The organism is Piscinibacter sp. PDB5-1 (assembly GCF_056676035.1).
The window spans coordinates 405,439-431,408 of the sequence record NZ_JBWVZL010000003.1; the positions used below are offsets into that span (position 1 = coordinate 405,439).

Consider the following 25,970-nt stretch of genomic DNA (forward strand, 5'->3'; position numbering starts at 1 on the left):
TAGTGCACGCGCGAAGCATCTGTCGCGCCTGCCGCCCAGCCCCATAAGGAGCCTGCATGCCCCATGCCTTGGTAGTGGACGACGAAGCCGACTCGGCAGAAATGATGGCCGCGCTGATCGCGACCGAAGGCTTCACCGTGGCCACCGCCGGATCCTTGCGCGAGGCGCGCCGCCAACTCGCACTGCAAGAGCCGGACATCGTCCTGCTCGACCTGATGCTGCCCGACGGCAACGGCATGCAGTTGTTCGAAGACCAGGCCTCGCTGGCCAACACCGAGGTCGTGCTCATCACGGGCCACGCCAGCCTTGAAACCTCGATCCAGGGCCTGCGCCTGGGGGCCGCCGACTACCTGGTCAAGCCGATCAACATGAAGCAGTTGCACGGCATCCTGTCGCGGGTCACCAAGCCTTCGGCGCTGCGGGCCGAGGCGCAAGACCTGCAAGAGGGCCTCGAAAAAGAAGGTCACTTCGGGCAACTGTGGGGCAAGTCGGCCCCGATGCGCCGCATCTACGAACAGATCGTGCGCGTGTCGGCCACGGCGGTGACGGTGTTCATCACCGGCGAGAGCGGCAGCGGCAAAGAAGTCGTCGCCCGCACGGTGCACGACCTGAGCCGCCGGCGTTCCAAGCCCTTTCTGGCGGTGAACTGCGGCGCCATCTCGCCGCACCTGATCGAAAGCGAAATCTTCGGACACGAGAAGGGCAGCTTCACCGGCGCCGACCGCCAGCACCACGGCTTCTTCGAACGCGCCACCGGCGGCACGCTGTTTCTCGACGAAATCACCGAGATGCCGCTCGACCTGCAGGTCAAGCTGTTGCGCGTGCTCGAGACTGGCACCTTCATGCGCGTGGGCTCCTCGCAAGTGCAAGAGACCGACGTGCGCATCATCGCCGCCACCAACCGCGCGCCGCAGACGGCCGTCAACTCGGGCAAGCTGCGCGAAGACTTGCTGTACCGGCTGAACGTCTTCCCGATCCATCTGCCCCCGCTGCACGACCGCGCGGAAGACGTTCCGCTGATCGCCGAGCACTTCCTGAGCGAGATCTCGCGCCGCGAAGGCCAGGTCAAGCGCTTCGCCCCCGAGGCCCTGGCCCGCCTGCAGGCCTACCGCTGGCCGGGCAACGTGCGCGAACTGCGCAACATCGTGCACCGCGCCTACGTGATGGCGTCTGACACGGTCATCGTCGACGAATGCCTGCCGACGCAAGAGACCCCGCTGCCCGCGATGACCGGCGCACCGGTGCTGACCATTCGCGTGGGCACGCCGCTGTCGGAGATCGAACGTCAGGTGACGCTGGCCACGCTCGAATACTTCGGCCGCCACAAAGAGAAAACCGCCGCGACGCTGGGGGTGAGCCTGAAGACGCTCTACAACCGGCTCAAGGAGTACTCGACCGTGCCGGTGCAGGACGAGTCGGCGCACGACGAGGCGCGCTAGCAAGGACGCGCCGCGTCGAACTCCCGCTTCTGGCAGCCACAGAGCGAAGACGTCTATACCCCGGTGCGAGCGGACGGGTGACAGGCGGAATGGCCTTCGTTCGCCCCCCATGACGGCGCCGGGACGAAAGCCGGGCTCAACGCGGCCGGGCTGCCCTCGCGGGCCGAAGCCCAGACCCCGTCAACGCCACAGCCCCGTCGGCCCCGCCCCCAGGGGCTGCGGCTGCCGACGCGTGCGCCCGGTCGGCCGCATCAGGATGGTCGGGAAGCTCACCGGCAAGGTCTGCGGAAAGTCGCGGCTGTAGTGCAGCCCGCGGCTCTCTTGCCGCATCAGCGCCGAGCGCACGATGAGGTCGGCGCAATCGACCAGGTTGCGCAGCTCCAGCAGGTCGCGCGTGACGCGGAAGTTGGCGTAGTAGTCGTCGATCTCGCTGCGCAAGAGCGCGATGCGGTGCAACGCGCGCTCCAGCCGCTTGGTCGTGCGCACGATGCCCACGTAGTTCCACATCAGCAGGCGCAGCTCGTCCCAGTTGTGCGAGATGACGACCTGCTCGTCGGCGTTCTCGACCTGGCTTTCGTCCCAGGCCGGCACGACGGGCGCGTCACCCGCGTCACGCGTCAGGATGTCTTGCGCGCAGGTCTTGCCCAGCACCACGCATTCGAGCAGCGAGTTGCTGGCCAGCCGGTTGGCGCCGTGCAGGCCGGTGTAGGTGGTCTCGCCAACGGCGAAGAGCCCGGGCAGGTCGCTGCGGCCGTTCAGGTCGGTCACGACGCCGCCACAGGTGTAGTGCGCTGCCGGCACGACCGGGATGGGCTGCTTTGAGATGTCAATGCCCAGCGTCAGGCAACGCGCGTAGATGGTCGGGAAGTGTTCTTTGAGGAAGGCTTCGCCCAGGTGCGTGGCGTCGAGCAGAACGTAGTCCACGCCGTGCTTCTTCATCTCGAAGTCGATGGCGCGGGCCACGATGTCGCGCGGGGCAAGTTCGCCGCGCTCGTCGTGGTCGGTCATGAAGCGCTTGCCGGCCGGCACGCCCGGGCCGCCCGGCGGCAGGATGAGCCGACCGCCCTCGCCTCGCAGCGCTTCGGTGATCAGGAAGCTGCGTTCCTGCGGGTGGTACAGGCAGGTCGGGTGGAACTGGATGAACTCCATGTTGCCCACGCGGCAGCCCGCACGCCAGGCCATCGCGATGCCGTCGCCGGTCGATGTTTCGGGGTTGGTGGTGTAGCGGTACACCTTGCCGGCCCCGCCGGTGGCCAGCACCACGGCCGAGGCCGCCAAGGTTTCGACGCGCTGGTTCTCGATGTCGAGCGCGTAGACGCCGTAGCAGCGCGGCTGCTCGTCGCGCTTGAGGTGGCGCGAGGTGATGAGGTCCACCGCCATCCAGCGTTCGAGCAGGCGGATGTTCGGGTGGCGCGCCACCTCGTCGAGCAGCACCTCGTGGATGGCCTTGCCGGTGGCGTCGGCCGCATGCGCGATGCGTCGCACCGCATGGCCGCCTTCGCGCGTGAGGTGCAGGCCGAGCGGGCCTTGCGGGTCGGGTGAGAACGGCACGCCGCGCTCGACCAGCCATTCGATGGCCTCGGCGCTGCGCTCGGCGATGAAGCGTGCGGCGTGCTCGTCCACCAGGCCTGCGCCAGCGTCTTGCGTGTCGCGCACGTGCGATTCGATGCTGTCGTCGGTGCCCAGCACGCCGACGATGCCGCCCTGCGCCCAGGCAGTCGCGGCTTCGTTCAGGCCCCGCTTGGCCAGCACGACGACGGGCCGCTCGGCCGCCAGGTGCAGGGCCACGGTGAGGCCCGCAAGGCCGGCACCGACGATGACCACGGGGAGGGAGGCGGGGGCAGTGGCGGACATGGATCGACCGTGCACGACGGCATCGACGAAGAAGCGACCGATTCTAGGAGCCGGCCCCCCCTGCCCCGGCTTTCGGTCACGGATTCGGCAGGCGCTCTTTGTGGAAGGCCACGATGCGCTCGAAGGCGGCCACGAGCTGGGCGTGGTCGAAGCCGGGCTTGGGGTAACCGCCGCGCGCCTGGCGCGCGCCGACGGCCTGGGCCACCGAGGCCGGCCAGGGCGAGAGCATGTCCATGTGGCCGGCGCTGGGCACGTCGGCCAGCCGCGTGCAGGCCTTGCAGGTGGCCAGCAGGGCCTCGGCATGGAAACGCGGCAGCAGCATGCCGTCGCGCCCGGCCGGCACCACCCCCACGGGCACCTGGATGGTCGCCAGACTCTCGGCGCTGAGCGCGGCCACCAGTGGCACAGCCACGGTGACCGAAGCGAGGCGCGGGTCGCGCGTCACGCGCTGCACGGCCGTCAACTCGCCGGGCAGGTACGCCACGGGCACGTCCCGCGCGCGTTCGTAGCTCGCGCGGCGCGCGGCCTGGGCCTCGGACGTGGTGAGGCCCTGGAAGCAGACGCCGGCATCGGCGTCGGTGTTGTCGAGGCAATGGCGCACCAGGTTCAGCGTGCGCCACTCGCCGCCTGCGAGCGTGAGCACCGTCATGCCACCGGCCGACATGCCATGCACGCCGAAGCGGTCGAACCGCAGTTGCGCCCCCCAGCGCGGGTGCTGGGCCAGGCCCTCGACGACCTGCATCACCTCGGCTGGGCGAGTCTTCCACGCTTCGGGGCCGGCGCGCGAGGTGTCGTTGAAGTTATCGCCGCGGTGCAGGGGCTGGGCCACCACGAAGCCGGCCCGTGCCAGCATGCTGGCGAGCAAGTGGTCGGCCAAGGGGCTGCCGCCGGTGCCATGCGACATCACCACCAGCCGCCGCGCCTCGGGCCGGGGGGCGGCATCGACGGCCACGCGCAGCTCGAAGGGGCCCCGCGTCTCGGCCTTGCCCACTTCGGCCGTCGGGTAGACCATGGTCACCGGCAGCTCGCCGAACTTCAGGTCGGCAAGGCCCACCTGGGCCTGCGCGCCGGCACTCGCGGCAGCCAGCACGGCCACCTGCCCCCACACGCGCCACACGCGCCCCGTCGTCGCCTTGCCTGGGCCCGTCTTGAGCGGGCCTGCGTTCGCCATCGTCGTCATGAAGTCACTCCCTTGCAGGTGTTGTTGATTCGGTCATGTCGGCCATGTCCGATCCGAAGGCGCCAGCATGCCCAACACACCCACGCCGCACACGCGGCCTGCGACGAACGGCAGCACCGCACGACGAAATGCGTGCCGGGGCCGACAAAAGAATCGGGGCGCATGCGTCGCCACATGCGCCCCCTGTCGTTGAAGGCCCCGGGCGGGGCCTGCGGCTCAGTGCACCACGCGGTGGAAGACGAACTCGCCGTCCTGCACCACCACCGGAATCACATCCTTCGGCCCGAACTTGCCTTCGAGGATCAGCTTGGCCACCGGGTTCTCGATGCGGCTCTGGATGGCCCGCTTGAGTGGCCGCGCCCCGAACACCGGGTCGAAGCCGACCTTGGCCAGCTCGACCAGCGCGGCGGGCGACACGTCGAGCTTCATCTCCATCTTCTCGAGGCGTTGCTCCAGGCCCTTGAGCTGGATCTTCGCGATGGCCTCGATGTGCTGCATGTCGAGCGCGTGGAACACCACCGTCTCGTCGATGCGGTTCAAGAACTCCGGGCGGAAGTGCTGTTTCACCTCGCCCCACACCGCCTCGCGGATCAACTCGCTGTCCTGCCCCGCCATCTGCATGATGAGGTGCGAGCCCAGGTTGCTGGTCATCACGATCACGGTGTTCTTGAAATCGACGGTGCGGCCCTGGCCGTCGGTCAGGCGCCCATCGTCGAGCACCTGCAAGAGCACGTTGAAGACATCCGGGTGCGCCTTCTCGACCTCGTCGAGCAGCAGCACGCTGTACGGCTTGCGACGCACGGCTTCGGTCAGGTAGCCGCCTTCGTCGTAGCCCACATAGCCCGGGGGCGCACCGATCAGGCGGCTGACCGAGTGCTTCTCCATGAACTCGCTCATGTCGATGCGGATCATGTGGTCGGCACTGTCGAACAAGAAGGTCGCCAGCGCCTTGCACAGCTCGGTCTTGCCGACGCCCGTGGGGCCAAGGAAGAGGAAGGAGCCCAGCGGCCGGTTCGGGTCAGAGAGGCCCGCACGCGAGCGGCGGATGGCGTCGGCCACCGCGGTGATGGCCTCGTCTTGCCCCACCACGCGCTCGTGCAGCTTGCCTTCCATCTGCAAGAGCTTGTCGCGCTCGCCCTGCATGAGCTTGGACACCGGGATGCCCGTCGCCCGCGACACCACCTCGGCGATCTCTTCTGCGCCGACCATCGTGCGCAGCAGCTGCGGCACCCCGCCCTGCCCCTTGGCCGACTCCTTGGCCTGTGCTTCCTTGAGGCGCTTCTCCAACTCGGGCAGCTTGCCGTATTGCAGCTCGGCGACCTTGTTGAAATCACCCTTGCGCTTGAGCTCTTCGATCTGGAAGCGGATGCGGTCGATCTCTTCCTTCACATGGGCCGAGCCCTGGGCGGTGGCCTTCTCGGCCTTCCAGATTTCTTCGAGGTCGGTGTACTCGCGGCCCAGCTTGGCGATCTCTTCTTCGAGCAGGCCCATGCGCTTTTGCGAGGCTTCGTCTTTCTCTTTGCGCACGGCTTCGCGCTCGATCTTGAGCTGGATGAGCCGGCGGTCGAGCTTGTCCATCGCCTCGGGCTTGGAGTCGATCTCGATCTTGATCTTGGCCGCGGCCTCGTCGATCAGGTCGATGGCCTTGTCGGGCAGGAAGCGGTCGGTGATGTAGCGGTTGCTCAGCTCGGCCGCGGCCACGATGGCCGGGTCGGTGATCTCGACGCCGTGGTGCACCTCGTACTTCTCTTGCAGGCCACGCAGGATGGCGATCGTCGCTTCGACGGTCGGCTCATCGACCAGCACCTTCTGGAAGCGCCGTTCGAGCGCGGCGTCTTTCTCGATGTACTTGCGGTACTCGTCGAGCGTGGTCGCGCCGATGCAGTGCAGCTCGCCGCGCGCCAGCGCCGGCTTGAGCATGTTGCCGGCATCGATGGCGCCTTCGGCCTTGCCCGCGCCCACCATCGTGTGCAACTCGTCGATGAAGAGAATGATGCGGCCCTCGTCGTGCGCCACTTCCTTGAGCACGCTCTTCAGGCGTTCTTCGAACTCGCCCCGGTACTTGGCACCCGCGAGCAGGCCGGCCATGTCGAGCACCAGCACGCGCTTTTCTTTCAGCGACTCGGGCACCTCGCCCGAGACGATGCGCTGCGCCAGGCCTTCGACGATGGCCGTCTTGCCCACGCCGGGCTCGCCGATCAACACCGGGTTGTTCTTGCTGCGGCGTTGCAGCACCTGGATGGCGCGGCGGATCTCGTCGTCGCGGCCGATCACCGGGTCGAGCTTGCCCTGGCGGGCGCGCTCGGTCAGGTCGAGCGTGTACTTCTTCAGCGCCTCGCGCTGGCCTTCGGCGTCGGCGCTGTCCATCTTCTGGCCACCGCGCACGGCGTCGATGGCAGCTTCGAGCGACTTGCGCGTGAGCCCGTGTTCTTTGACCACCGGGCCGAGGTTGGTCTTGCTGTCGGCCAGTGCGAGCAAGAACATCTCGCTCGCGATGAACTGGTCGCCGCGCTTGGTGGCCTCTTTCTCGGCATGCTGCAGCAGCGTGCCCAGGTCGCGGCTGGCCTGCGCCTGCTCGCCGCCCTGCACCTGCGGCAGCTTCTTCAGCTCAGCCTCGACCGCGGCCGCGAGCGCACCGGTGTTGACGCCCGCGCGCTGCAGCAGCGCCTTGGGGCCATCGGCCTGCGACAGCATCGCGCTCAGCACGTGGGCGGGCTCGATGTAGGGGTTGTCGCGGGTGACAGCCAGGCTGTGGGCGTCGGCCAGGGCTTCCTGGAACTTGGTGGTGAGTTTGTCGAGTCGCATGGGGTGGTGTCCTCCGATGGCTCTGGATTAGGGGGCGTGCACGACGATTTCAAGGCAGAGCATGGCGGCCCGGTCTGATCTCGGTCAAGCCGGCCCGAGAGGCCGACCCGTCAGACCGGCCAGACCCACCGCGCCAGGCGGAAGCCCAGGGCCGCGCCGCCCAGCGCGCCCAGCACGTGGGCCAGCGTGTGCCCTAGCGCCTGCAGCCACAGGCCGCGGTGCAGCAGCGCGAGCGATTCGGCCGAGAAGGCCGAGAAGGTGGTCAGGCCACCCAGAAAGCCGGTGACCAGCAAGAGCCGCCACCACTCGTTGGGCTCGCGCATGAAGTGCACCATCAGCGCCCCGATCAGCAACCCGCCCACGCAGTTGACCAGCAAGGTGCCCAGCGGCAGGCTGCTGCCCGGGGTGTTGAGCCAAAGCCCCGCGCCCCAGCGCAGCAAGGCACCGACGGCAGCCCCTGAGGCAACAGCCAGGGCCTGGGTCCAGGGGAAGCTCATGCGGCAGTGCGTGTGAACAGGCGCTCAGCCGGCGTTCTGGCTGGCGATGCCCCAGCGGGCCAGCGCGTCGTCGTCGGTGCTGCGCGCATCGACCCAGCGGGCGCCTTCGGGCGTGTGCTCTTTCTTCCAGAACGGAGCCTGGGTCTTCAGGTAGTCCATCAAGAACTCGCAGGCCTGGAAGGCCTGGCCCCGGTGGGCGGACGTCACCGCCACGAACACGATCTGGTCCAGCGGCTGCAGCGCCCCCACGCGGTGGATGACCCGCGCGGCGCGGATGTCGAAGCGCTGCATTGCCGCATCGACCATGCCCTCGATGGCCTTCTCGGTCATGCCCGGGTAGTGCTCGAGTTCCATCGTGCTGACACCCTGGCCGTCGTTGCGGTCGCGCACGGTGCCCACGAAGCTGACCACGGCACCGACGCCCGGGTCGGCCGCACGCAGGGCCGACACCTCGGTCGAGAGGTCGAAGTCTTCGGTCTGGACAGTGACGCGGGGCGCGGGCATGCGGTCGATTGTGGCAGCGGCCCGGAAGGATCAGCCGCCCGTCACCGGCGGAAAGAACGCCACCTCGGCGCCGTCTTGCAGCGGCGTGGCCTCGTCGCACAGGGTCTGGTTGAGCGCGGTGCGCACGGCCCGGCCACGTGCCAGCGCCTGGGCATGCGCGCCACCGCGTGCGATGAGCTGTTCACGCAGCGCGGCCAGCGTGCCGCCCTCGGCGACCTCGACCGCCTCGCCGCTGCCCAGCGCCTCGCGCAAAGAGGCGAAATAGCGAACCTGCACCTTCATCACGCGAACCACTCGTTGAATGAGATGAAGCGCACGAGGTCGCCGCGCGCGATGGTCTGGCCGGCGGGGTTGTCCACCAGGCCGTCGCCCCACACGGCCGAGGTGAGCACGCCCGAGCCCTGGTTCTTGAACAGGTCGATCCCGCCATCGGCGTTGCGCTTCACGCGCAAGAACTCGCGGCGCTTGTCGGCTCGCGGCCAGTCGAAATCGGCCCGCATCGGAGTGCCAGGGGGCAGCGCGGCGTCCATGCCTTGCAGGCGCATCAGCACCGGCCGCACGGCGAGCAGAAAGGTGACGAAGCTCGACACCGGGTTGCCCGGCAGGCCGATGAACCAGGTGGGCGCCCCATCGACGCGCTTGACGTCGCCAAAGGCCAGCGGCTTGCCGGGCTTGATGGCCATCTGCCACAGGTCGAGCCGGCCTTCGGCCTCGACGGCGGGCTTGAGGTGGTCTTCTTCGCCGACCGACACGCCACCGCTGGTGACGATGAGGTCGTGCCCCTCGGCCGCGCGGCGCAAGGCCTCGCGCGTGGCGTCGAGCCGGTCCGGCACGATGCCGAGGTCGGTGCACAGGCAGCCCATGGCCTGCAGCAGCGCCCGCAGCGTGAAGCGGTTGGAGTTGTAGATCGCCCCGGGGCGCAGCGGCTCACCGGGCATCACGAGTTCGTCGCCGGTCGAAAACAGCGCGACCCTCGGCCGGCGCACCACGTTCAGGTGCGCCGCGCCGACCGAAGCCGCCAAGCCCAGTGCTTGCGGCGACAGCCGCGTGCCGGCGGCCAGCACCACGCTGTCGCGCACCACGTCTTCGCCGCGCCGGCGAATCGCCTGCGCGGGCTGCGGCACGGTGTTGATGCGCACACGCTCGCCATCGAGCGCCTCGCAGTTCTCCTGCATCACGACGGCATCGGCCCCTTCGGGCACCGGCGCGCCGGTGAAGATGCGTGCGGCCGTGCCGGCCTGCAGCGGCTGGGGCATGGCGCCAGCGGGCACGCGCTGGCTGATGGCGAGTTCGGTGCCTGCGGCCGGCACGTCGGCGCAACGCATCGCGTAGCCGTCCATCGCGCTGTTGTCGAGCGGGGGCACATCGACCAGCGAGCGCACGTCGGCGGCCAGCACGCGGTGCAGCGCGTCGAAGGTCGAGACCTCTTCGTGCGCCGTGAGCGGATGCACGGCCGAAAGCAGGCGCGAAAGCGCGTCGTCGAGGGTCAGCATGAGGGACGGGTGTAGTGACAGCGCGCCGCGTTGGCAAGCAGAAACCCGGCCACGGCATCGACGTTGTTGAGGTCGAGCACGGGCACGTGGGCCGCTTCGGGCAGGCGATCGGGGGCGTCAGTCGCCAGCGCGATCACCAGCGGGTCGCCAGCGTGGGTGGAGGGCTGCTGCGAATCGCCATGCCAGACGGCGATCTTCGGGATGTCGGCGTGCTTGAAACCTTCGACGAAGGCCCAGTCGCAGTCGCTCAGTTCGGCCAGCAACTCGTGCACCGAGTGCTGCTTGGGCCATTCGTAGTCGCGCATCTTGGCGAAGCGGTGGTCGGAGGCGATCACCACCTCGAAGGCCCCCGCCTTGCGGTGCCGCCACGAGTCTTTGCCCTCTTTGTCGATGTCGAAGGCGTGGTGCGCATGCTTGACCACCGACACCCGCACCCCAGCGCGGCGAAAGCGCACGATGAGCTGCTCGATCAGCGTGGTCTTGCCCGAGCCCGAGAAGCCGCTGAAGCCGATGACGTTCATGGGTGCGGTCGAACCCGTCAGGCGTGTGCCGCGATGAAGTCCTTCACTTTCGCCGCATCCGCCGCCATCACCTCGAAGCGCTTGGGCAAGGCCTCGATGCCTTCGAGCGCGGCGGGCCGCTCGGGCTCGCGGCCCAGGGCCTCCCGGATGGTGTCGGCAAACTTCACCGGCAGCGCGGTTTCGAGCACGATCATCGGCACGTTGGGCTCGATGTACTCGCGCGCCACCTTCAGGCCGTCGGCCGTGTGGGTGTCGATCATCACGCCATGGCGCTCGAAGGTGTCGCGGATGGTCGCCAGCCGGTCGGCGTGCGAGCTGCAGCCTGAGAGGAAGCCGTAGTTGCCGATGCGGTCGAACTCGGCCCCGTCGAGGCGGAAGAAGCCCTGCTGCTCGACCTGCGTCTTGAAGAGCTCGCGCGTGCGGTCGCCGTCGCGGCCGAGCAGGTCGAACACGAAGCGCTCGAAGTTCGAGGCCTTCGAGATGTCCATCGACGGGCTCGACGTTTCGTACGTCTCGGCGCTGCTGCGCACACGGTAGGTGCCGGTGCGGAAGAACTCGTCCAGCACGCGGTTCTCGTTGGTGGCCAGCACCAGGCGCTTGATCGGCAAGCCCATCATGCGCGCCACATGGCCGGCGCAAATGTTGCCGAAGTTGCCCGAGGGCACGGCGAAGCTCACGCGCTCGTCGTTCGATTCGGTCGCCTGGAAGTAGCCCGCGAAGTAGTAGACAACCTGGGCCAGCAAACGCGCCCAGTTGATCGAGTTGACCGTGCCGATCTTGTATTTGCGCTTGAAGTCGAGGTCGTTCGAGACGGCCTTGACGATGTCCTGGCAGTCGTCGAACACGCCTTCGACGGCGATGTTGTGGATGTTCGGGTCTTGCAGGCTGAACATCTGCGCCTGCTGGAAGGGGCTCATGCGGCCACGCGGCGACAGCATGAAGACGTTAACGCCCTTCTTGCCCCGCATCGCGTATTCGGCCGCGCTGCCCGTGTCGCCCGAGGTCGCACCCAGGATGTTGAGCGTCTCGCCGCGACGTGCCAGTTCGTACTCGAACAGGTTGCCGAGCAACTGCATCGCCATGTCCTTGAACGCCAGCGTCGGGCCGTTCGACAGGGCTTCGAGGTGCAGGCCGGGCTGCAGCGTCTTCAGCGGCACGATCTCTTTCGTGCCGAAGACCTGCTCGGTGTACGTGCGCGCCGTGAGCTCGCGCAGGTCGGCCGCCGGGATGTCGTCGATGTACAGCGACAGGATCTCGAACGCCAGCTCGTGGTACGGCAGGCCGCGCCATTGGGCGAGCGTTGCGCGACCGACGATGGGGTAGTGCGTGGGCAGGTACAGCCCGCCGTCCGGCGCCAGGCCTTCGAGCAGGATCTCGGAAAAGCCGCGCTGTTCGCGCTCGCCGTTCGCCGAGGCGCGGGTGCTGATGTACTTCATGTCAGCTCAGCTCTTCTTTGCGGATGCGCACGATCGGCGCCAGCACGGTCGGCAGTGCCTGCATCTGCGCGATGGCCTGGTTCATGTCGCCTTCGACCGTGTCGTGCGTCAGGATGATCACGTCCGTCTGCGCTTCGCCTTCGGCCGACTCGCGCTGCAGCAGCGCGTCGATCGAGATGTTGCGCTCGGCCAGGATGCCGGTGATGCGCGCCAGCACGCCGGTCTGGTCGGCCACGCGCAGGCGCAGGTAGAACGAGGTCACGACCTGCTCTTGGCCGAGGATCGGCGTGTTGGCCAGTTCGCCCGGCTGGAAGGCCAGGTGCGGCACGCGGTGGTCGGGGTCGGCGGTGTGCAGGCGGGTGATGTCCACCAGGTCGGCGACCACGGCCGAGGCGGTGGGCTCCGAGCCCGCGCCCTTGCCGTAGTACAGCGTCGTGCCCACCGCGTCGCCGTGCACGACGACGGCGTTCATCGCGCCTTCGACGTTGGCGATCAGGCGCTTGGTCGGCACCAGCGTCGGGTGCACGCGCAGCTCGATGCCGCCGACGTCGTCGCGCCGCTTGGTGATGCCCAGCAGCTTGATGCGGTAGCCCAGTTGCTCGGCGTAAGTGATGTCGGCCGCTTGCAGCTTGGTGATGCCCTCGACGTAGGCCTTGTCGAACTGCACCGGCACACCGAAGGCGATGGCGCTCATCAGCGTGACCTTGTGGCCGGCGTCGATGCCTTCGATGTCGAAGGTGGGGTCGGCCTCGGCATAGCCCAGGCGCTGGGCCTCTTTCAGCACGACGCCGAAGTCCAGCCCCTTGTCGCGCATCTCGGACAAGATGAAGTTCGTGGTGCCGTTGATGATCCCGGCGATCCACTCGATGCGGTTGGCGGTCAGGCCTTCGCGCAGCGCCTTGATGATCGGAATGCCGCCTGCCACCGCCGCCTCGAAGGCCACGATCACGCCCTTGGCGTGCGCCGCCGCGAAGATTTCGGTGCCGTGCACGGCCAGCAGCGCCTTGTTGGCGGTGACCACATGCTTGCCGGCGGCGATGGCTTCCATCACCAATTGCTTGGCGATGCCGTAGCCGCCGATCAACTCGACCACGATGTCGATGGCCGGGTTGGCGATGACCTGGCGCGCATCGGCCACGACCTCGGCGGCGTCGCCCACCACCGCCTTGGCGCGCGCCGTGTCGAGGTCGGCCACCATCGTGATCTGAATGCCGCGGCCCGCGCGCCGGCGAATCTCTTCCTGGTTGCGTTGCAGCACTTCGAAGGTGCCGCGACCGACGGTGCCGATGCCGAGCAGGCCGACTTGGATGGGTTTCATATCTGGAACAGAAGCTCAGTGACGCCGAGTCGGGGCTCAGCTGGAATGGCGACGGCGGTACTGGTCGAGGAAGCGCGCAATGCGCCCGATGGCCTCGCTCAGGTCGTCGGAGTTGGGCAGGAACACCAGGCGGAAATGGTCCGGGTGGGTCCAGTTGAAGCCGGTGCCCTGCACGATCAGCACCTTCTCTTCGGCCAGCAGCTCGTAGGCGAATTGCTGGTCGTCGGCGATGGGGTACAGCTTGGGGTCGAGGCGCGGGAACATGTACAGCGCCGCCTTCGGCTTGACGCAGGTGACGCCCGGGATCTCGGTCAGCAGCTTGTGCGCGAGGTCGCGCTGCTTGCACAGCCGGCCGGTCGGCGCGACCAGGTCTTTGATGCTCTGGTAGCCGCCGAGCGCCGTCTGGATGGCGAGTTGCCCCGGCGTGTTGGCGCACAGGCGCATCGAGGCCAGCATGTTCAGGCCTTCGATGTAGTCCTTCGCGTGCTTCTTCTCGCCTGAGACCACCATCCAGCCGGCGCGGTAGCCGCACGATCGGTAGTTCTTGCTCAGGCCGTTGAACGTGACGAACAGCACGTCGTCAGCGAGCGAAGCGATGCTCGTGTGCACGTTGCCGTCGTACAGCGTCTTGTCGTAGATCTCGTCGGCGAAGACGATCAACTGGTGCTGGCGCGCGATCTCGACGATCTGCAGCAGCAGGCTCTCGGGGTACAGCGCGCCGGTCGGGTTGTTCGGGTTGATGACCACGATGCCCTTCGTGCGGGGCGTGATCTTCTTCTTGATGTCCTCGATGTCGGGCATCCAGTCGGATTGCTCGTCGCAGATGTAGTGCACCGGCGTCCCGCCCGACAGGCCGACGACCGCGGTGTGCAGCGGGTAGTCGGGCGCCGGGATGAGGATCTCATCGCCGTTGTCGAGCAGCGCGTTCATGCTCATCGCGATCAGCTCGGACGCCCCATTGCCGAGGTACACGTCATCGACGGTCACGCCGCGGATGTTCTTTTCTTGCGTGTAGTGCACCACCGCCTTGCGCGGCGCGAACAGGCCCTTGCTGTCGGTGTAGCCCGCCGCGTGCGGCAGGTTGCGGATCATGTCCTGCACGATCTCGTCGGGCGGTTCCAGCCCGAACGCGGCCACGTTGCCGATGTTCAGCTTGATGATCTTCTGGCCCTCTTCCTCCATCTGCCGGGCCTTGTCCAGCACGGGGCCACGGATGTCGTAGGCGACGTTGGCAAGCTTGCTGGACTTGGCGATGGGTTTCAACGGAGTCTCCGAGGGAAATCTGGCCCTGCGTGGCCGCAGGCTGCGCATGGAAATGAACCGTCGGGCGATTCTGCGCAAAGCCTAGAATTTAACCATACGCGCGCCGCCCGGCCGGCCCATCCATCCGCTTTTCCAGCCCCCTTCCGCCTTGAAACTCCACGCCGACCGCTTCGAGGGCATCAACGCCATTTCATCGGTGACGCCGACCACGGTGTCGGTCAACGGCATCGCCCACCAGCGCAGCATCCTCGTACCCTGGAAGGGCGAGGTCGGTGACTGGGGCACCGAGCAGTTCGAACAGCTCACCGCCGAGCACTTTGCCCAACTGGCCGAACGCGGCCCCGAACTCGTCATCTTCGGCAGCGGCCAGCGCTTGCGCTTTCCATCCGGCGCGCTGATACGCCCCCTGATCGAGCGGCGCATCGGCATCGAAACCATGGACACGGCTGCCGCCTGCCGCACCTACAACATCCTCGCCGGCGAGGGCCGTTCGGTGATCGCCGCGCTGCTGCTTTCGCCGGCGCAGGCGGCGACGCCTTGAGTTCGCGCAGACAAGCCCTTCAGCGCTCGATCATCATCAAGCGAATTGGGCCGCTGCTTTATAATTGCCGGCTACGCCGCCAGGGCGCAACTCCTCTCGATCCTTCATGACGCCAGCCCTCAATAAACCCCTTCCGGAATTTGAAGCGCTCGCAACCGGTGGCGTGAAGTTCACGCCGGCGGCCTTCGCTGGGCAGATCGTTGTTCTGTACTTCTACCCCAAGGACAACACCCCCGGCTGCACCACCGAAGCGATGCAGTTCCGCGACAAGCACAAGGATTTCTTGAAGGCCGGTGCCGTCGTGTTCGGCGTCTCGCGCGACAACATGGCGTCGCACGACAAGTTCAAGCAGAACCTCGAACTGCCCTTCGAACTGATCGCCGACACCGAAGAAAAGCTCTGCCACATGTTCGGTGTCGTCAAGAACAAGATCATGTACGGCAAGAAGGTCAAGGGCATCGAGCGCAGCACCTTCTTGATCGACGGCGAAGGCATTCTTCGCGGCGAATGGCGCGGCCTGAAGGTTGCGGGCCACGTCGATGAAGTGCTGAAAGAAGTGAAAGCGCTGAAAAAGGCCGCCTGACACGCGACAGGTGTCATCGCCGCACGCCAAAACGTGTGTGCATAATGGATTCATGCATGTGATGCCCGAATCCTGCGAAACCTGCCAAAAGCCGCACAGTCGTCTGTGCGGCTTTTTTGTTTTCACGGCCCGGAAATTGCCTGCTGACTTGCTTTCTTGTTTGCTGCATTCGACTCATCCTCAGCCCACATAAAGCCCTATGCCACTGCCCAAGCCGCCTGCCAAACGAGCCACCCTCCTGACCCCCGCCGACTTTGAATCGCAGGCCGCGCCCAAACCGGGCAAACGTCACCAGAAACATTCAACAGCCGAGCCGGCGTCGCCGGCCGTGCTCGACTACCTGGAGCCCCCGCGCGAAGCCGCCCCCGTGCTGCCGCCGCCGGCCCCGGTGAGCGCCAAGCGCGCCGCGCCCGAGCCCAAGCCGCGCAGGCCCAAGAGCACCGGCCCCGCCAAGCTCTTCGTGCTCGACACCAACGTGCTGATGCACGACCCGACCAGCGTGTTCCGCTTCGACGAACACGACGTGTACCTGCCGATGATCACGCTCGAAGAGCTGGACGATCACAAGAAGGGCATGTCCGAAGTCGCCCGTAACGCACGCCAGGTGAGCCGCGACCTCGACGCGCTGGCCGCCAGCCTCACGCAGAACGGTGGCGACATGGCCGCCGGCCTGGCGCTCGACAGCACCGGCCACCGCGAGGCGGGTGGGCGGCTGTTCTTCCAGACCACGCTGCTGAACGTCAACCTGCCGGCCGGCCTGCCGCAAGGCAAGGCCGACAACCAGATCCTGGGCGTGGTGCAGGCGCTGCGCGAGCAGCAGCCGCAGCGCGAGGTCGTGCTGGTGTCGAAAGACATCAACATGCGCATCAAGGCCCGCGCGCTGGGCTTGGCCGCTGAAGACTATTTCAACGACAAGACGCTGGACGACGGCGACCTGCTCTACACCGGCGTGCAAACCCTGCCTTCCGACTTCTGGGAAGAGCACGGCAAGACAATGGAGAGCTGGAACCAGGGCGGCCTGACCTACTACCGCATCAGCGGGCCGATGGTGCCGCAGCTGCTGATCAACCAGTTCGTCTACCTCGAAGCGCCGGGCGCCGCGCCGCTGTACGCCAAGGTGACCGAAATCACCGGCAAGACGGCCGTGCTGCGCACGCTGCGCGAGTACACCCACCAGAAGAACGCCGTCTGGGGCGTGACCGCGCGCAACCGCGAACAGAACTTCGCGTTGAACCTGCTGATGGACGCCGACTGCGACTTCATCACCCTCACCGGCACCGCAGGCACCGGCAAGACGCTGATGACGCTGGCCGCAGGCCTGAGCCAGGTGATGGACGACCGGCGCTACACCGAGATCATCGTCACGCGCGTGACGGTGCCGGTGGGCGAAGACATCGGCTTTCTGCCCGGCACCGAAGAAGAAAAGATGTCGCCGTGGATGGGCGCACTCGACGACAACCTCGAAGTGCTGTCGAAGAGCGACGGTGCCGCCGGCGAATGGGGCCGCGCCGCCACCAACGACCTGGTGCGCAGCAAGATCAAGATCAAGAGCTTGAACTTCATGCGCGGGCGCACCTTCCTGAACAAGTTCGTGATCATCGACGAGGCGCAGAACCTGACGCCCAAGCAGATGAAGACGCTGATCACCCGCGCCGGGCCGGGCACGAAGATCGTGTGCCTGGGCAACCTGGCGCAGATCGACACGCCCTACCTCACCGAGGGCAGCTCGGGCCTCACGTACGCGGTGGACCGCTTCAAGGGCTGGCCGCATTCGGGCCACGTGACGCTGGCGCGCGGCGAGCGTTCGCGCCTGGCGGATTTCGCGTCCGAGGTGCTTTGAGCCACGGCTGACCGTTCGGGGTCTTTTTCACGGCGAAGGGCACCAAGAACGCCAAGGACGCAAAGAAACATGTCCTTGGTGGTCTTGGCGCCCTTTGCGCTTTGGCGGTGAAAACCTGCGCCCGCCGCCTTGTCGGTGACGCGACGGCTTTCAGCCCGCCACCAGCGCCTTGATCTGCTCCAGCGCCGTCGGGTCTTCGATGGTGGTCAGGTCGCCGGCGTCGCGCTTTTCGCACACGGCCTGGATGGCCCGGCGCAGCAGCTTGCCCGAGCGCGTCTTGGGCAGCACCGACACCACGAACACCCGCGCCGGCCGGGCGACGGCACCGAGTTGCGCATCGACGGTCTTCATCACTTCGGCCTCGAAGGTCGCGGCGTTCACGCCCGCGCTCTTGGGCACGACGAAGGCCATGGCGACCTGCCCTTTCACCGCGTCGGCCACGCCGACCACGGCCACTTCGGCCACGCCCGGGTGGCCCGAGATGCACTCTTCGATCTCGCGGGTGCCCAGGCGGTGGCCGGCGACGTTGATCACGTCGTCGGTGCGGCCGAGGATGAAGTAGTAGCCGTCTTCGTCGCGCACGCCCCAGTCGAAGGTGCTGTAGATCATCCGGCCGGGCACGCTCTTCCAGTAGGTGTTGACGAAGCGGGCGTCGTCGCCCCACACGGTCTGCATGCAACCGGGCGGCAACGGCCCTTCGATGACGACCACGCCCTTGCGGTGCGGCTCGACCAGCTCTTCGCCTGTCTGCTCGTCGATCAGCTTCACGTCGTAGCCGTACATGGGCAGGCCGGGGCTGCCGAACTTGCTTTTCTGCGGCTGCACGCCATTGGCCAGGGTCAGGATGGGCCAGCCGGTTTCGGTCTGCCAGTAGTTGTCGATGATGGGTTTGCCCAGGCCCTCGGCAATCCAGTTCGCGGTGGGTTCGTCGAGCGGCTCACCGGCGAGAAACAGCGCCTTCAGGCTGCCCAGGTCGTGGCGTTTCAGGTGCGCGGGGTCGTGTTTCTTGAGCACGCGGATGGCCGTGGGCGAACTGAACATCACCGAGACCTTGTACTTCTCGACCAGGCGCCACCACACGCCCGCATCGGGGCCGTCGGTCGTGCCGGCCGATCGGCCCGTGAGCACCGGCAGCCCTTCGTAGACGATGGTCGCCATGCCGGCGATCAGCGGCCCGTAGACGATGTAGCTGTGCCCGACGACCCAGCCGATGTCGCTGGCGCAGAAGAAGGTCTCGCCCGGGCGGCCCTGGTAGATGTGCTTCATGCTGGCCGCGAGCGCGACCGCGTAGCCGCCGGTGTCGCGCTGCACGCCCTTGGGCTTGCCGGTGGTGCCGCTGGTGTAGAGCGTGTAGCTCGGGTCGGTCGCCTCGACCCAGGCGCAGGCCACCTCGGCGTGCAGGCAGCGTTCGCGCCAGGGGCCGTAGTCTTCGTCGCGGCCGGCCACGTGCGACATGGGGGCGAGGTTGCGGTTGACGAGCAGCACCTTGTCGGGCTTGTGGGCGGCGAGCTGGATGGCCTCGTCGAGCAGCGGCTTGTAGGGCACGACCTTGCCGGCGCGGCTGCCCGCATCGGCGCTGACCACCACCTTCGGCCGGGCGTCGTCGATGCGGCTGGCGAGGCTGCCGCTGGCGAAGCCGCCGAACACCACCGAGTGAATGGCGCCGACGCGCGCGCAGGCGAGCATGGCGAACACCGCCTCGGGAATCATCGGCATGTAGACCAGCACGCGGTCGCCGCGCGTCACGCCCAGCGCCAGCAGGATGGCCGCCATGCGCTGCACCTCGGCGTGCAGCTCTCGGTAGGTGAGCGTGCGTTCTTCGTCGGTCTCGGTCGAGACGTGGATCAGCGCGGCCTGGTCACCGCGCGCGGCGAGGTGCCGGTCGATGGCGTTGTGGCACAGGTTGGTCTGCCCCCCGACGAACCAGCGCGCGAACGGCGGGTTGCTGTAGTCGCAGACCTGCTCGAAGGGCCGGTGCCAACCGATCAGGGCCGCCTGTTCGGCCCAGAAAGCGTCGCGCGATTGCAGCGAGCGCTGGTGGAAGGCGGCGTACGACATCCCGGTCGGGCTCATCGGCATCTCTCCTCCTCCCACGGGGCGGGAGTTCGTCAGGCGATTCTGACCACCAACCTTCCACGAACCTTGCTGGCCATCAGATCAGCGGCGGCGGCGATGGCGCCTTCGAGCGGCACCTCGGTCACCACCGAGTCGATCAGCGCGGGGTCGAGGTCTTGCGCCAGCCGGTCCCAGGCCTGCTGGCGGATCGGGCGCGGCACGTTCACGCTGTCCACCCCGGCCAGCGTGACGGCGCGCAGGATGAACGGCATCACCGTGCCTGGGAAGTCGCCACCCTGCGCCAGCCCGCAGGCGGCAACCACGCCGCCGTAGCGCGTCTGCGCGCAGGCGTTGACGAGGGTGTGGCTGCCGACCGCATCGACCACCGCCGCCCAGCGCTCTTTTTGCAGCGGCTTGCCGGGCGCGGTGAGTTCGGCGCGGTCGATGATGTTCACCGCGCCCAGCGACTGCAGGTAGGCCGACTCGGCCGCCTTGCCGGTCGAGGCGGTGACGCGGTAGCCGCGTTTGGCCAGCAGCGCGACGGCGAAGCTGCCCACGCCGCCGGTCGCGCCGGTGACGAGCACGTCGCCGTCACCGGGCTTCACGCCCTGGCGCTCGAGCGCCATCACGCACAGCATGGCCGTGTAGCCGGCGGTGCCGATGCACATGGCCTGACGGGCACTCAGGCCGGCCGGCAGGCGCACCAGCCAGTCGCCCTTGAGCCGGGCGCGTTCGGCCAGGCAGCCCCAGTGCAACTCGCCCACGCCCCAGCCGTTGAGGATGAACGCGTCGCCGGCCTTCCAGTCGGGGTGGCGGCTCTCGAGCACCGTGCCGGCGCCATCGATGCCGGCGACCAGCGGCCACTGACGCACGACCGGGCCCTTGTTGGTGATCGCCAGGCCATCTTTGAAGTTGAGGGTGGACCAGGCCGGCGCGACCAGCACGTCGCCGTCTTGCGCGGCCGGCAGTTGCGAGTCGTCGAGCGACTTCACGGCGGCCGAGAACCCGGCGTCGGTTTTTTCGAGAAACAGCGCTTTGAACATCGACAGCTCCTGAGGGGGAGGCCGACGATAGCGCCGGACTGCCTAGCTTGCAGCAGGTCAACATCAAGGCACAAATAGCAGGCCAACCCTTGAAGAAGTAACGCTAAGTGGCCGTCCCGAAACAGTTTTTCGGTTGACGATCCGTTTACGCCGCCGCTATGCTGCGATCCCATGCGTTGGCCCCCATCCCTTCGACCCCGTGCGTGTGCCGTGCTCCTGGCCTGCGCGGTCGTCGCCACCGGGGCCTGGGCCGAGCCCGACGGTGACCCCGTCACCCGCTTGCTGATGGAACGCGGGCTGATCGAAGCCCCCGCTTCGACCGCACCAGACACCACCGCCCCGTCCGACACCGGCCTGCGCGCGCAGGTGCGCGAAGCCGCCTCCGACATGGTGCTCACCGCCATGAACTTTCTCGGCGTGCCCTACAAGCGCGGCGGCACCTCGGCCGAAGGCGGCTTCGACTGCAGCGGCTTCACACGCCACATCTTCGAAAACAGCATCGGCCTGGTGCTGCCCCGCCGGGCCGACGAACAGGCGCACGCGCCCGGCCTGCTCGAAGTCAAGCGCGACGAGTTGAAGCCGGGCGACCTGGTGTTCTTCAACACGCTGCGGCGCACGTTCTCGCACGTCGGCATCTACGTCGGCGAAGGCAAGTTCATTCACTCGCCGCGTGCGGGCGGCAAGGTGCGCATCGAAGACATGCGTTTCGACTACTGGTCCAAGCGCTTCACCGGCGCTCGGCGTGCGCCCGGGGTGTCGCAGGCCGGCACGACCAGCGCGTCGTCGCTGCCGGCCACCGCGTTCACCGACCAGATGTTTCCGCCCGGGGTGATCGACATGTCGCAAGCCTCGCCCCCGCCCCGCCCGCAAGGGCCGCGCGCCTCGCGCTGAGTCGGCGGTGGGTTGATCGGGCCGAGGCTCGATCTGTCGGTCCCGTTCGCCATGGGGCCATCTCTGCCCGAATCTCCTGCGCGCCCACAGCCCAGACCGGTTCGAATACTTTCCCCTGATCCCCATCAGTGCGGCACGCTAGCGTGCGCTTCGCCGGTGGGACAATCCGTCGCATGTCCGAGCGCGTCATTCCGATCGTCGATCCGCGTCAAGCGGCACTGGTGCCCACCGTGCGCACGGCGCCCGAGGCCCCCACCGGCTTGCGCCTCGACGCCTTGAACCGTCCGCTGCACGACCTGCGCATCTCGGTCACCGATCGCTGCAACTTCCGCTGCGGCTACTGCATGCCGAAAGAGGTGTTCGACAAGCACCACCGCTTTCTGCCGCACGGCGAGTTGCTGAGCTTCGAAGAAATCACCCGCCTGGCGCGGCTCTTCGTCGCGCACGGCGTGCGCAAGCTGCGCCTGACCGGCGGCGAGCCGCTGCTGCGCAAGAACATCGAATCGCTCATCGAGATGCTGGCCGCGCTGCGCACGCCCGACGGCCAGTCGCTCGACCTGACCCTCACCACCAACGGCTCGGTGCTCGCGCGCAAGGCGCAGGCCCTGAAAGACGCCGGCCTGCAGCGCGTGACCGTCAGCCTCGACGCGATGGACGACGCGGTGTTTCGCCGCATGAACGACGCCGACTTCCCGGTGGCCGACGTGCTCGAAGGCATTGCCGAGGCGCAGCGCGTGGGCCTCGCGCCGATCAAGGTCAACATGGTCGTGCAGCGCGGCGTCAACGACGACCAGATCGTGCCCATGGCGCGGCACTTCCGCGGCAGCGGCCTGGTGCTGCGCTTCATCGAATTCATGGACGTCGGCGCCACCAACGGCTGGCGCATGGACCAGGTGCTGCCCTCGGCCGACGTGATCGCGCGGCTGAACGCCGAGCACCCGCTGCGTCCGCTCGACGCCACCGCACCGGGCGAAACCGCCGAGCGCTGGGCCTATGCCGACGGGCAGGGCGAGGTCGGCGTCATCTCGAGCGTCACGCAGGCCTTCTGCCGCGACTGCAACCGGGCGCGGCTCTCGACCGAAGGCAAGCTCTTCCTGTGCCTGTTTGCCAGCCAGGGCCACGACCTGCGCCACCTGCTGCGCACGGGCTGCGACGACGCGCAGATCGCCGGGGCCATCGGCGACATCTGGTCGCAGCGCAGCGACCGCTACTCCGAGCTGCGCGGCTCGGGCGTCGCCGAGCCCGCCTCGGGCGAACGCCGCGTCGAGATGCACTACATCGGCGGCTGATGAGCGCCCTGCCCTCGACCATTGCCGCCAGCGACATCACCGGCCTCGTGCTTGCCGGTGGCCGCGGCCAGCGCATGGGCGGCGCGGACAAGGGCCTGCAGTTGCTGCACGAACAACCGCTGGTGCTGCACGCGCTGCGCCGCTTGATGCCGCAGGTGGGGCACGTGGCGATCAACGCCAACCGCAACCTGCTCGAATACGAGTTCTTCGGCGCCGAGGTCTGGCCCGACACGGTCACCGGGCAGCCCGGCCCGCTGGCCGGCCTGCTCACCGGCCTGCAACAGGCGCCGACGCCCTGGCTGCTGACGGCGGCCTGCGACACCCCGGCCTTCCCGGCCGACCTGGCCCGGCGCCTGGCCGACGCCGCCACGCAAGCCGGGGCCGACGTGGCGATGGCCGCCTCGCCCGACGGCGCCGATGGCTGGCGCGCCGAACCCGTCTTTTGCCTCGTCAAGACCGCCTTGCGCGACGACCTGGCGCAGCACCTGGCGAGCGGCGAACGCCAGGTCGAGGCCTGGGTGCTGAAGCAACGGCATGTGGTGGTGCGCTTCGACGACGCCTCAGCCTTCGCCAACGCCAACACCGCCGACGAACTGCGCGCGATCGAGGCGCGAACGACCCCCCTCAAACAGCCGGAATGACCGACAGCGTGCACCGCGAGGTGCACACCAGGCGCTGGTCTTCGTCCACGATCTGGATGTTCCACACCTGCGTGCGGCGGCCGATGTGCAGGGGCGTCGCCGTCGCCGTCACCACGCCGTCGCGCTTGGCGCGCAGGTGGTTGGCGTTGATCTCCAGCCCCACGGCGCGTTCGCTGGCCTGATCGACGTTGTGCCAGCCGCCGATGGATGCCACCGTCTCGGCCAGCGCCACCGACGCCCCGCCATGCAAGATGCCGAAGGGCTGGTGCACCGCCGGCCCCACCGGCATGGTCGCCACCACGCGCTGCGCGCTGGCTTCGGTCACCTCGATGCCCAGGGTCGTGAGCAAGGTCTGGGCGGGTTCAGGCAGGCGGGTCATGGCGGGCTTCCAGAAATGCGATGACGCGAGTGTGCGACGGCCGCGGCGCGCCGTCTGTCGGCTGGGCGTCTCGTTCGAGCGCGGCCACCGGCGCCGCGCTCATTCGACCTTGAGCGACCGCAGCCGCAGCGCGTTGCCGATGACGCTGACCGACGACAGCGCCATGGCGGCTGCCGCCACCTCGGGCGACAGCAGCACGCCGAAGAACGGATAGAGCACGCCCGCCGCCAGTGGGATGCCGGCCACGTTGTAGGCAAAACTCAGCACCAGGTTCTCGCGGATGTTGCGCATGGTGGCGCGCGACAGCGTTCTCGCCCGCACGATGCCCATCAGGTCGCCCTGGAGCAGCGTGATGCCCGCGCTTTCCATGGCGACATCCGTCCCAGTCCCCATGGCGATGCCGACCAGCGCGGCCGCCAAGGCCGGTGAGTCATTCACGCCGTCGCCGGCCATGGCCACCGAGCGCCCTTCGCTGGCCAGCCGTTTGACGACCGCGACCTTGTCTTCAGGAAAGACCTCGGCGACGACTTCGTCGATGCCCAGTTGGCGACCCACAGCCTCGGCGGTTGTCTGGCCATCGCCCGTGAGCATCACGATGCGGATGCCCGCTGCCTTGAGCGCATTGATCGCCTGGGGCGTGGTCCGCTTGATCGGGTCGGCGATGGCGACCAAGCCCGCCAACTGGCCGCCCAGGCCGACGAAGATCACGGTGGCGGCGTTCGCGCGCTGGGCCTCGGCGACGGATTCAAGCGATTGCACGTCGATGCCATGCTCAGCCAGGAACTTCGCGCTGCCCGACACGACGGCCACGCCATCGACCGTGCCCACGACACCCTTGCCCACCGGTGAATCGAAATCAAGCACCGGCGACAGTGCCAGCTGGCGCTCTTGCGCGTCCATCACGATGGCCATCGCCAAGGGATGCTCGCTGGCGCGCTCGACGCTGGCCAGCTTGTGCAGCACGTCGTGCGGGCTGAAGCCCTCGGCCGGCTCGATGTGGACGACCCGGGGCCGGCCTTCGGTCAAGGTGCCGGTCTTATCGAGCACCAAGGTGTCCACTTTTTCCATCTTCTCGAGCGCTTGGGCATCGCGGATCAGCACCCCGTGCTGCGCGCCCTTGCCCACGCCGACCATGATGGACATCGGCGTGGCCAAGCCCAGCGCACACGGACACGCGATGATCAGCACCGCGACAGCCGTGACCAGCGCGTAGCTGAACGCGGGCGACGGGCCCCAGGCGAGCCACGCCAGGAAGGTCAGCAACGCGACCCCGATGACCACCGGCACGAACCAGCCTGCGACCTGGTCGGCCATGCGCTGGATGGGCGCGCGGCTGCGCTGGGCCGCGGCCACCATGTGGACGATCTGGGACAGCAAGGTGTCGGCGCCGACCTTCTCGGCCCGCATCACGAAGCCGCCGGTCTGGTTCATCGTGCCGGCGGTGAGCTTCGAGCCAACGGTCTTGCTGACGGGCATCGGCTCACCCGTGACCATCGATTCATCGACATTGCCCTTGCCCTCGGTCAGCACACCATCGACAGGCACCTTCTCGCCGGGCCGCACCCGCAGCAGGTCGCCCACTTGGATGGCATCGACCTGCACGGCCTCGTCGCCGCCATCGGCCCGCACCTTCAGGGCGCTCTTGGGCGCGAGGCCGAGCAAGGCCTTGATGGCACCCGAGGTTTTTTCGCGTGCCCGCAGTTCGAGCACCTGGCCCAGCAGAACCAGCACCGTGATGACGGCGGCAGCTTCGAAATAGACCGCCACAGCCCCGCCCTCGCCTCGCAGCGCAGGTGGAAACGCCCCCGGCGCCAGCGTCGCGACGATGCTGTACAGCCATGCCGCCCCGGTGCCCAACGCGATGAGCGTGAACATGTTCAAGCTGCGGTGCTTCACCGAGGCCAACGCCCTGGCAAAGAACGGCCAGCCTGCCCACCACACGACGGGCGTGCCCAGCAGCAGTTGGACCCAGTTCGAGGTCTGCGCGGCGATGAGGTGGTGGATGTCGACGAGGTGGCCGCCCATCTCCAACGCGAAGACCGGCAACGTCAACGCAGCGCCGATCCACAGCCGCCGGGTCATGTCGCGCAGTTCCTGGCTTTCGCCCGCGTCTGCAGTTGCCAGCACCGGCTCCAGCGCCATGCCGCAGATCGGGCAATTGCCAGGCCCCATCTGCCGCACCTGCGGGTGCATGGGGCAGGTGAACTCCACCTCGGTCGGGTCGCCCTTCACGGGGCCGTTTGGCCGAGCTTCCACAGGGTGGTGCCCGCGCCCCGCGTGGTCGTGCGCGTGATCGCAAGCAGCGCCCGGCATCACCGTGCCATCGGGCATGACATGGGTGGCTGGCAAGGGCGATGCGCCGGCATGGTGATGTTCATGCCGGGTGGCATCTGGGCGA

The 25,970-nt window shown here is 67.9% G+C and carries 22 protein-coding genes; 7 read left to right on the forward strand and 15 right to left on the reverse strand.

Translation table 11 applies throughout. The annotated features are described in order from the left end of the window. Window positions 1-56: 56 nt before the first annotated feature. Window positions 57-1,439: a sigma-54-dependent transcriptional regulator gene (locus AC1KAT_RS14810; protein WP_480327263.1), complete on the forward strand. Its 1,383-nt coding sequence runs from the start codon at window positions 57-59 to the stop codon at window positions 1,437-1,439. Window positions 1,440-1,619: 180 nt separating this feature from the next. Here the strand turns inward: AC1KAT_RS14810 and nadB are convergent, their stop codons facing one another. The 11 genes from nadB to AC1KAT_RS14865 form a co-directional block, all read right to left on the reverse strand. Next, complete coding sequence (gene nadB / locus AC1KAT_RS14815; protein ID WP_480327265.1) at window positions 1,620-3,293, reverse strand: L-aspartate oxidase; 1,674 nt, start codon at window positions 3,291-3,293, stop codon at window positions 1,620-1,622. Between the two features lie 76 nt (window positions 3,294-3,369). Next, on the reverse strand, window positions 3,370-4,473 hold the full coding sequence (locus AC1KAT_RS14820) for an alpha/beta hydrolase family protein (RefSeq protein WP_480327267.1): 1,104 nt from the start codon (window positions 4,471-4,473) through the stop codon (window positions 3,370-3,372). Between the two features lie 216 nt (window positions 4,474-4,689). Next, window positions 4,690-7,278, reverse strand: a complete 2,589-nt coding sequence (clpB, locus tag AC1KAT_RS14825) for an ATP-dependent chaperone ClpB (protein WP_480327269.1) — start codon at window positions 7,276-7,278, stop codon at window positions 4,690-4,692. A 110-nt stretch (window positions 7,279-7,388) separates the two neighbouring features. Further along, window positions 7,389-7,775, reverse strand: coding sequence for a fluoride efflux transporter CrcB (crcB, locus tag AC1KAT_RS14830; protein WP_480327271.1), 387 nt, complete (start codon window positions 7,773-7,775; stop codon window positions 7,389-7,391). A gap of 24 nt (window positions 7,776-7,799) precedes the next feature. After that, window positions 7,800-8,279 (reverse strand): molybdopterin synthase catalytic subunit MoaE, encoded by a 480-nt coding sequence (gene moaE, locus AC1KAT_RS14835; RefSeq protein ID WP_480327273.1) that lies wholly within the window; start codon window positions 8,277-8,279, stop codon window positions 7,800-7,802. 30 nt (window positions 8,280-8,309) lie between these two features. Continuing rightward, window positions 8,310-8,561 carry a molybdopterin converting factor subunit 1 gene (moaD, locus tag AC1KAT_RS14840; protein WP_480327275.1) on the reverse strand — a complete coding sequence of 84 codons (252 nt, stop codon included), beginning with the start codon at window positions 8,559-8,561 and terminating at the stop codon, window positions 8,310-8,312. After that, a complete protein-coding gene (locus tag AC1KAT_RS14845; protein ID WP_480327277.1) occupies window positions 8,561-9,772 on the reverse strand; it encodes a molybdopterin molybdotransferase MoeA in 1,212 nt (403 codons plus the stop codon). Before AC1KAT_RS14845 ends, moaD begins: the two co-directional genes overlap by 1 nt. After that, window positions 9,766-10,314, reverse strand: a complete 549-nt coding sequence (mobB, locus tag AC1KAT_RS14850) for a molybdopterin-guanine dinucleotide biosynthesis protein B (protein WP_480327772.1) — start codon at window positions 10,312-10,314, stop codon at window positions 9,766-9,768. Before mobB ends, AC1KAT_RS14845 begins: the two co-directional genes overlap by 7 nt. Further along, window positions 10,311-11,729, reverse strand: a complete 1,419-nt coding sequence (gene thrC, locus AC1KAT_RS14855) for a threonine synthase (RefSeq protein WP_480327279.1) — start codon at window positions 11,727-11,729, stop codon at window positions 10,311-10,313. The genes mobB and thrC overlap by 4 nt, the downstream gene beginning before the upstream one ends. Window position 11,730: 1 nt before the next feature. After that, window positions 11,731-13,047 carry a homoserine dehydrogenase gene (locus tag AC1KAT_RS14860; protein WP_480327281.1) on the reverse strand — a complete coding sequence of 439 codons (1,317 nt, stop codon included), beginning with the start codon at window positions 13,045-13,047 and terminating at the stop codon, window positions 11,731-11,733. A 36-nt stretch (window positions 13,048-13,083) separates the two neighbouring features. Continuing rightward, window positions 13,084-14,310 carry a pyridoxal phosphate-dependent aminotransferase gene (locus tag AC1KAT_RS14865; protein WP_480327283.1) on the reverse strand — a complete coding sequence of 409 codons (1,227 nt, stop codon included), beginning with the start codon at window positions 14,308-14,310 and terminating at the stop codon, window positions 13,084-13,086. Between the two features lie 148 nt (window positions 14,311-14,458). On the opposite strand from AC1KAT_RS14865, the gene AC1KAT_RS14870 reads away from it, so the two are divergent. From AC1KAT_RS14870 to AC1KAT_RS14880, 3 genes are all read left to right on the forward strand, one after another. Then, entirely contained in the window at window positions 14,459-14,851 is a 393-nt protein-coding gene (locus tag AC1KAT_RS14870) for an Mth938-like domain-containing protein (protein WP_480327285.1), read from the forward strand. 106 nt (window positions 14,852-14,957) lie between these two features. Next, on the forward strand, window positions 14,958-15,434 hold the full coding sequence (locus AC1KAT_RS14875) for a peroxiredoxin (protein WP_480327287.1): 477 nt from the start codon (window positions 14,958-14,960) through the stop codon (window positions 15,432-15,434). A 199-nt stretch (window positions 15,435-15,633) separates the two neighbouring features. Beyond that, the gene (locus AC1KAT_RS14880) at window positions 15,634-17,274 is read left to right on the forward strand and encodes a PhoH family protein (protein ID WP_480327289.1); all 1,641 of its coding nucleotides are present in this window, start codon (window positions 15,634-15,636) and stop codon (window positions 17,272-17,274) included. Between the two features lie 150 nt (window positions 17,275-17,424). Here AC1KAT_RS14880 and AC1KAT_RS14885 read toward each other — a convergent pair whose 3' ends face one another. Continuing rightward, complete coding sequence (locus AC1KAT_RS14885) at window positions 17,425-19,347, reverse strand: propionate--CoA ligase (RefSeq protein WP_480327291.1); 1,923 nt, start codon at window positions 19,345-19,347, stop codon at window positions 17,425-17,427. Window positions 19,348-19,382: 35 nt separating this feature from the next. Beyond that, window positions 19,383-20,372: an acrylyl-CoA reductase (NADPH) gene (acuI, locus tag AC1KAT_RS14890; RefSeq protein ID WP_480327293.1), complete on the reverse strand. Its 990-nt coding sequence runs from the start codon at window positions 20,370-20,372 to the stop codon at window positions 19,383-19,385. 210 nt (window positions 20,373-20,582) lie between these two features. On the opposite strand from acuI, the gene AC1KAT_RS14895 reads away from it, so the two are divergent. From AC1KAT_RS14895 to mobA, 3 genes are all read left to right on the forward strand, one after another. Further along, a complete protein-coding gene (locus AC1KAT_RS14895; protein ID WP_480327295.1) occupies window positions 20,583-21,263 on the forward strand; it encodes a C40 family peptidase in 681 nt (226 codons plus the stop codon). 173 nt (window positions 21,264-21,436) lie between these two features. Further along, window positions 21,437-22,552: a GTP 3',8-cyclase MoaA gene (gene moaA, locus AC1KAT_RS14900; protein WP_480327297.1), complete on the forward strand. Its 1,116-nt coding sequence runs from the start codon at window positions 21,437-21,439 to the stop codon at window positions 22,550-22,552. Continuing rightward, window positions 22,552-23,193, forward strand: a complete 642-nt coding sequence (mobA, locus tag AC1KAT_RS14905; protein ID WP_480327299.1) for a molybdenum cofactor guanylyltransferase MobA — start codon at window positions 22,552-22,554, stop codon at window positions 23,191-23,193. The genes moaA and mobA overlap by 1 nt, the downstream gene beginning before the upstream one ends. Here mobA and AC1KAT_RS14910 read toward each other — a convergent pair. Continuing rightward, the gene (locus tag AC1KAT_RS14910; protein WP_480327301.1) at window positions 23,177-23,572 is read right to left on the reverse strand and encodes a PaaI family thioesterase; all 396 of its coding nucleotides are present in this window, start codon (window positions 23,570-23,572) and stop codon (window positions 23,177-23,179) included. The two genes, mobA and AC1KAT_RS14910, sit on opposite strands and share 17 nt — an antisense overlap. A gap of 99 nt (window positions 23,573-23,671) precedes the next feature. Then, complete coding sequence (locus AC1KAT_RS14915) at window positions 23,672-25,903, reverse strand: copper-transporting P-type ATPase (RefSeq protein ID WP_480327774.1); 2,232 nt, start codon at window positions 25,901-25,903, stop codon at window positions 23,672-23,674. Between the last annotated feature and the right edge of the window lie 67 nt (window positions 25,904-25,970).